The organism is Pseudoalteromonas sp. SCQQ13, from assembly GCF_015864415.1.
GTDB classification, from domain to species: domain Bacteria; phylum Pseudomonadota; class Gammaproteobacteria; order Enterobacterales; family Alteromonadaceae; genus Pseudoalteromonas; species Pseudoalteromonas nigrifaciens.
Genome location: NZ_JADYXG010000015.1, coordinates 92752 through 99830, shown reverse-complemented (window position 1 = coordinate 99830; position 7079 = coordinate 92752). Strand labels below are relative to the sequence as shown.

At 40.6% G+C, this 7079-nt stretch carries 5 protein-coding genes; 3 read left to right on the top strand and 2 right to left on the bottom strand.

Annotation, left to right across the window (positions count from 1 at the left end):
- Positions 1-305 precede the first annotated feature (305 nt).
- Together I6F41_RS13040 and I6F41_RS13035 are read left to right on the top strand one after the other, a co-directional pair.
- On the top strand, positions 306-920 hold the full coding sequence (locus I6F41_RS13040) for a trimeric intracellular cation channel family protein (RefSeq protein WP_011326851.1): 615 nt from the start codon (positions 306-308) through the stop codon (positions 918-920).
- Between the two features lie 33 nt (positions 921-953).
- Complete coding sequence (locus tag I6F41_RS13035; protein WP_182684127.1) at positions 954-2465, top strand: YifB family Mg chelatase-like AAA ATPase; 1512 nt, start codon at positions 954-956, stop codon at positions 2463-2465.
- Here the strand turns inward: I6F41_RS13035 and I6F41_RS13030 are convergent.
- A complete protein-coding gene (locus I6F41_RS13030) occupies positions 2462-3181 on the bottom strand; it encodes a response regulator transcription factor (RefSeq protein WP_011326853.1) in 720 nt (239 codons plus the stop codon). The two genes, I6F41_RS13035 and I6F41_RS13030, sit on opposite strands and share 4 nt — an antisense overlap.
- Positions 3182-3410: 229 nt before the next feature.
- Positions 3411-5912, bottom strand: coding sequence for an alpha/beta hydrolase family protein (locus tag I6F41_RS13025; protein ID WP_197108633.1), 2502 nt, complete (start codon positions 5910-5912; stop codon positions 3411-3413).
- Between the two features lie 84 nt (positions 5913-5996).
- Between I6F41_RS13025 and I6F41_RS13020 the strand changes: the two genes are divergently transcribed.
- The gene (locus tag I6F41_RS13020; RefSeq protein WP_197108632.1) at positions 5997-7073 is read left to right on the top strand and encodes a hemolysin family protein; all 1077 of its coding nucleotides are present in this window, start codon (positions 5997-5999) and stop codon (positions 7071-7073) included.
- Positions 7074-7079: the final 6 nt, after the last annotated feature.

The following is a 7079-nucleotide window of genomic DNA, read 5'->3' as shown; positions in this document are numbered from 1 at the left end:
CTGGCTCCCGCAACCACTGAAATAAATAAGAATAAACAGACACTCTTAAAGAGTGTTTTTTTATGTCTAAAGTTTGGCGAATGACTTACAACCCAAAAGCCGTCGCTTTACTGTTTACCACGTTCAATTGGCTAATCAGGAAGGAGTAATAAACGGCTATAAAGGTTAATTTAACTCATAGGGTTTATAGACTAGTTTTGAATATAAAAGGAACTTAGTAGCTTAATTAGTGCTAAAAGTAGTTATTTTTTTAAACTTAGCGTAGCTTATGTAGCAATAACGTAAATATCTTAGCAAGAGTAGGCATGACAGAACTTTACCACTGGTTTGATTTAATAGGTGTTGCAGTATTTGCCATATCGGGCACCTTGGTAGCGTATGAAAAGAAGATGGATGGCTTTGGTGTTGTTGTACTTGCTACCGTAACTGCTATCGGCGGAGGAACTGTTCGCGATGTGATATTAAATGTTCCGGTATTTTGGCTGCACGACCAAAGTTATTTTGCTGCAATTTTAGCTGCAATACTACTAACAACGCGACTAATAAATAAGCAAAGAACCATACCCCACTATAACTTACAAATTGCCGATGCGTTTGGTTTAGCTTTTTTTGCCGTGATGGGCACACAAAAAGCATTGCTTGCCGGTATGCCAGATATGACAGCAGTGATTATGGGGGTTATTACTGGATGTTTTGGTGGCCTAATTCGTGATGTACTTGCCCGAGAGATCCCCATGCTGTTAAAGGGCGAGCTTTATGCAACCACCTGTATAGCAGGGGGAATAGTGTACACCTTGTGTATTAACTTTTCGCTTATCGTTGAAGTTGCGATGATTTTGAGTATGTTGATGACTCTATTACTGCGTTTTGCAGCCATAAAATGGGGTATTGTATTACACGTTTTTAAATATCCCGACTAAACTAAAGCTAAAGGGTATTTATTAGGATAGGGAATGTCGTTAGCTCGCATATATTCTCGTGCTCAGGTGGGCATAAATGCCCCCGAAGTGATTGTTGAGGTGCATTTAGGTAATGGTTTGCCTGCTTTTCATATTGTCGGTTTGCCCGAGGCTTCGGTTAAAGAATCTAAAGACAGAGTGCGTAGCGCACTTGAAAATTCTAAGTTTGGTTTTCCCGATCAACGTATTACTGTTAATTTAGCCCCTGCCGATTTACCAAAAGACGGTGGCCGATTCGATCTTGCTATTGCCGTAGGTATTTTAGTCGCCTCAGGGCAAATAGTGTGCTCTGACATTCATAAATATGAGTTTTATGGGGAGCTGGCACTTAACGGTGAGATACGTGGCGTAAATGCTATTTTGCCCTCGGTGCTTGCTGCTAAAGAGCAGGACCGTTGCTGTTTTTTACCACTGGCAAATGATAGCTTAGCCAGTTTAGTTAACGGGGTTAAACGCAAAGCCGTAAGCTCTATTGCAGAAGTGTGGGGCGATTTACTTAATCAGCAACCACTGCCGTTAAATATACAATACCCAGATTGCACGCAAGCTCCTGATTTTTTGCTTGATTTAAGTGATGTGAAAGGCCAGCCTGGGGCAAAGCGAGTACTCGAAATTGCCGCTGCAGGAGGCCATAACTTACTATTTTTAGGACCCCCTGGTACGGGTAAGTCAATGCTGGCTCAACGTATGGCAACCATTATGCCAACCATGTCAGATGATGAAGCAATTGCTACTGCGGCGCTTTATTCTATTATTGGCCAGTCGATTGATTTAACTAATTGGCGACAACGGCCATTTCGCAATCCTCACCATACCTGCTCTGCCGTTGCATTAGTCGGTGGCTCGTCAAACCCTAAACCGGGTGAAATTTCATTGGCGCATAATGGCGTGCTTTTTTTAGATGAGTTGCCAGAGTTCGAACGTAAAGTGCTCGATTCGCTGCGTGAACCTATGGAAACTGGTACTGTCACTATTTCGCGTGCGGCAAGGCAAATGGAGTTTCCGGCGCAGTTTCAGCTTATTACGGCGCTAAACCCCAGCCCTACAGGTTGCCATAATGATAAGCGGGCAACGCCTGATCAAGTAATGCGTTATTTGTCGCGTGTTTCGGGGCCGTTTATTGACCGTATTGACTTACAAATTGAATTACCAAGGCTAACGAGTGTTGAGTTACAAAGTAGCAAACCCGAAGAAACCAGTGCAGTAGTAAGAGCGCGAGTAGAGGCTGCTTATTATTTGCAGCTAAAACGCCAAGGTAAAGTGAATGCGCGGTTAAACAATAAAGAAATGAGTATACATTGTGATCTCGCTTCCACTGAGTTGCAGTTTTTAGCCAGAGCGAGTGAAAAACTGGCATTATCGCCACGCTCATACCATAGAATAATTAAAGTAGCGCGTACTATTAGTGATTTAAAAGGGGCGGAGCGTATTAGCTTAGATGAGCTAAAAGAAGCACTTAACTACCGCGCCTTTGAGCGCTTACTAGCGCAATTAACTAAGTACTAAATAGAGAGCATATAACCTTTACCGCGTACAGTAACAATGCGCTTTTGATCTTTTTCATCATTTAATTTTTTACGCAAACGGCCAATTAACACATCCACAGTACGATCGTTTGGGCTCCAATCAGGCTGGCCTATTTCTTCAGATATTTTTTCGCGAGAAGTTGCTTTACCTGCGTTACCAATTAAACAAATAAGTACTTTATGTTCCGCTTCGGTTAAGCGCGATTCAGCACCTGTAGCTGTAATTAGTGTGCGGTTGTCGGGGTGTAATTTAAAGTCGGCATATTCTATAAACTCTTCGCCGTTATCATCGTTTTTATCATTGTCTGAATTTAAGTGTGCAATGCGTTTATATAAAGCACGCATGCGCAGCTCTAGTTCAAGTAAGTCTACGGGTTTGCATATGTAGTCGTCTGCGCCTTGGGCAAGGCCAGCAATACGATCGGCCTGTGAATCACGGCTCGATAATAAAATTACGCCAATATCGGTAAGAGTATTTAGCTCTTTTGCAAGTTGTAAGCCGTCGCGCTTTGGTAAAACAATATCAATAATGGCTAATGAAAAAGCACCGCGCAAATTAACTCGCGACCTTATAGTGCTCAGTGCATCGGCGCCAGTAGGGTCAACTTCTATTGTAAACTCGGTATTTGTAAAATGATTTTGGATGCGTTTAACGAGTAATTCGTCGTCCTCAACCAATAAAACATGAATAGTCATAATACTTTATTGTTAATGCTTATAGTTTTCTATGGTAGCACCATTAAGTAAAGGCTGAGAAGGGCGTTTATTGTTTTTAAGTAAGCTAATGTTTCAAAAGTAGTTAATAAGTTTACAGTTTAGAAAATTTAGCACCTTTAGGGTTTTATTAAAGGTGCTATTTAGCCTGCTGTACTCAGAATAAATATCTTAATCTAAGTTCACTTAATTATTAAAAACAATTTAGCGACTAGTCGTTAGGGTAAAGATAATCCCACCATTGTGGCTCATTTTTAAGTTTTTTATCAAAATAAGCTAACATGGTATTCCACCAATCAAAACGTTTGTCGCGGGCAATAATTTGATGGTTCGCACCTTTGTATTCTATTAACTCTACATCTTTATTAAGTAATTTAAGTGCGGTGTACATAGTTAAGCTTTCGCCAACGGGTACGTTAGTATCACTGTCACCATGAATGAGTAGCATAGGCGTGGTTACTTTATCGGCATTAAATACCGGGCTATGTTTACTATAAAGCTCGGGGTTATTCCACGGAAAGCTGTTTTTAGACGCTTCGCCAGAATATAAGTAGCCCCACCATCCTTCACCCCAGTAAGATGTGAGGTTAGAAATACCAGCATGAGAAATCGATGCGCTAAATAAGTCGGTTTTAGTTGCTAAATGCATAGTCATAAAACCACCGTAAGAGGCACCTAGGTTGCCTACCTTTTCGCTATCTACATAGTTGTATTTATTTAAAAGTGCCTGCGTGCCTGCAATTATATCGTCGCTGGTGTAGTTGCCCCACGCATTAACGTGCTGCGCCGAAAACTTTTGCCCAAAGCCGGTAGCGCCTGTTGGCTGTATTACATAAACCACATACCCGTTTGCCGCCCATAAATTAAACGGATAACGTCCAGTAAAGCCTCGTGTCACTGGCGATGTGCCGCCATAGTAATAAACCAGCGCTGGGTGTTTTTTAGTTTTATCAAGGTTATTTGGGATATAAACACGCCCTGAAATTTCAACGCCATTTTTATTAGTGAAATTAAATTCTTCGAGAGTTGGAATTTGTGTATTTGCATAGCTAAGTGGCTTTGAATCCCAGACTATTTTAGCGGTGTTTTTACTTATATTAAATCGCTTTAATTGTTGTGGACTAGAAGCAGTGGTGCCACTGAGTAATATTTCAATGTTGCGCTCGTTTGAGTAGCTAAACTGCTCAACAATATCTAAACCGGTATTTAATTTTTTAAAGCGCTGCTTACTTAAATCAAATAGGTAGAGCGGTTGGGTGTCGTGCTCAGTAACCTTTAGCAATGCGTCGCCATTGTTTAAAACACTCAGTCTTCCAATTGCTGGATCAAACTGTTTACTGAGTGCTTTAACGTTTTTTCCGCCGTCTGTAAGCAGGTAAAGTTGACCGTCGTAGTTATTCGCTAGCATTTCTTTTGGCAATGCTCTACCTGCCCCATTTTTAAAGTCGGGACCTGCAACAACATACACGTCCTTATTGGCGTACTTGGCCTGATTAAAAGTTTTAAATTTACCCAAAGAAGTAAGCTTATTTGATTTTAAATCAAGCTCTACTAGTTCTGTTTCTGGGTGAGTTGACGCTTGCATAGCGACTACAGGGCGGCTCATTAATAGTTTACCGCGCTTATTGTTAAAGTCTTCAAAGCTATGCGAAAGTGGCCCTTGGCTAAGTGTTTTTATTAAACCACTTTGCGTATCAAGCATATAAACTTGGCTTACTGAACGTGCGTATGACCAGCGATCTTGTAACCCTTTATAATGCTTCGTGAGTTTGTCATTACCCTTGTCAGATGCAGGGTTAGACCAACTAAATATTACACTGTGCTCGTTATAAAAGGTAAAACCGCTAGCGCCTTCTAAGCGAGTAGAGAGGGTTTTTATTGATAAATTTTTACGGTTAAGTTGTTTTAATTCACCATTTAGTAAATACACTAAAAAGCGGTTGTCTGGGCTCCAAATAAGGTTGCTTGGTTGTTCTGCCTCAAAGCGATACAGTGTTTGATTGTCGGTGTTTTTAAGTTCAGTTACATTGTTTGCTTGATTTAGTGTTTTATCATTAAAGCGGCGCGTTGTCGTAATATAGTGCTCTGAGTTTGGCGCTAATGATAAGCCGCTAATAGTGGGAGCATCAAATAATTGTTTTGCCGATAAACGCTTAGTTTGTGAAGTACTAAGGGTAATATTATCGCTCGGTGTTTTTGGTGCAAAGTCGAGTATTACATCGTGCCAATTTGCAACTTGTTGCGCAACAATAATAGCAGTATGACTACCATTATTTAAGGCGAGTTTGTAGCTGCTGTTGTCTGCCTTTTGCAATTCGCCATTTATAAACAATTGCCCTTGTTCAATGCCTTTTAAGGTTAACGTACCTTGGCTAAAACGCGTGGTTTCTATATTAAACTTAAGTGCCTGTAAGCCGCCTAAAGTGAGTGCATTTATTTTATTAAATGGCTGCCAGCTGTGTTTTTTGTCAAACACCGAAAAGTTAGCTACGGGGAGTTGTAGCTGGGGTAATAAGTTACTAATTATGGTATCGCTTTGGGCCGTTTGAAAAGGCTTTAATTGCATGTTTTCAGCCAGTGGACCAATAAATTGAATTTTAGATTTATCAAGCGGTGCTGCAAACGCGGCAAAACTTAAGCTGCTAAGAGTAAAAAGGGCAAAGGAGTGTTTAAATAGTTTATTGCTATGACGCCAAAGTGCGTTAAGTTTCATTATTATACCTATTATTATTGAGTCTTTGGCCAAATATAGCATGTATTGTTATCATGCCCATATATTCAACTAAGCGGAGAGCAAATGACATTACTGATAGTTTATATGGTCGTTGCCATTGTTATTTCATTTTTATGCTCAGTAATGGAAGCCGTGCTGTTAAGCATTTCACCTAGTTATGTTGCATTACTGCGTAAAAAGCAGCCTGTATTAGCTAAGCAGCTCGAAAAACTAAAAAATAATATTGATCAGCCATTAGCGGCTATTTTAACGCTTAATACGGTGGCGCATACCGCCGGAGCCGCTGGAGTTGGCGCGCAAGCAGCTATTGTATTTTCGGATGCAGCAGTAGGGGTTGCCTCTGCAGTGATGACTTTATTTGTGCTGGTGTTTTCTGAAATCATACCTAAAACGTTAGGAGCAAACTATTGGCGAGTACTTACCCCAAGTGTGACTTACGGTTTACGTTTTTTAGTTATATTGCTTAAACCTTTTGTTTGGCTTGCACAAAAGCTGACAAATTTAATGGGACCAAAGCATGACCAAGCCTATTATATTCGCCAAGAAATAGAAGCCATGGCCGATATAGGCACTGAGTCGGGGGCGCTGCACCAAGATGAGTCTGAAATAATTCGTAACTTATTACATTTTAGACATGCCAAATTATGCGATTTGATGACCCCACGTACAGTTATTTTTAAAGTTCATAAAGACTTAACCGTAAACGAATACTTGAACCTGCATGGTTCGTCGTCGTTTTCTCGAATATTAGTGTTTGATAAAGACACTGACGATATTATCGGCTTTGTGCATAAAAACGATATTATGTTGGCATGTCATCGCTTAGGTAGCGATTACAAAATTAGTAAACTAGTAAAGCCAATCTATACGGTTCCTAGTTCGCAAAATGCGTCGTCGTTGTTACAAACTCTATTAACAGACCGCACGCATATTTGTTTAGTGGTTGATGAGTATGGCGACGTACAGGGTATTGTTACGCTTGAGGACATGATTGAAGCACTAATGGGTTTAGAAATTGTAGATGAGCGTGATCAGTCCACTAATATGCGTGCGGTTGCGAAGCAGCGTTGGCATAAACGTTTGGCAAATAGTAACAACTTAGTCACTGAAGAGGATAAACACCCTAGAGGAGACAACTAAAGAGGT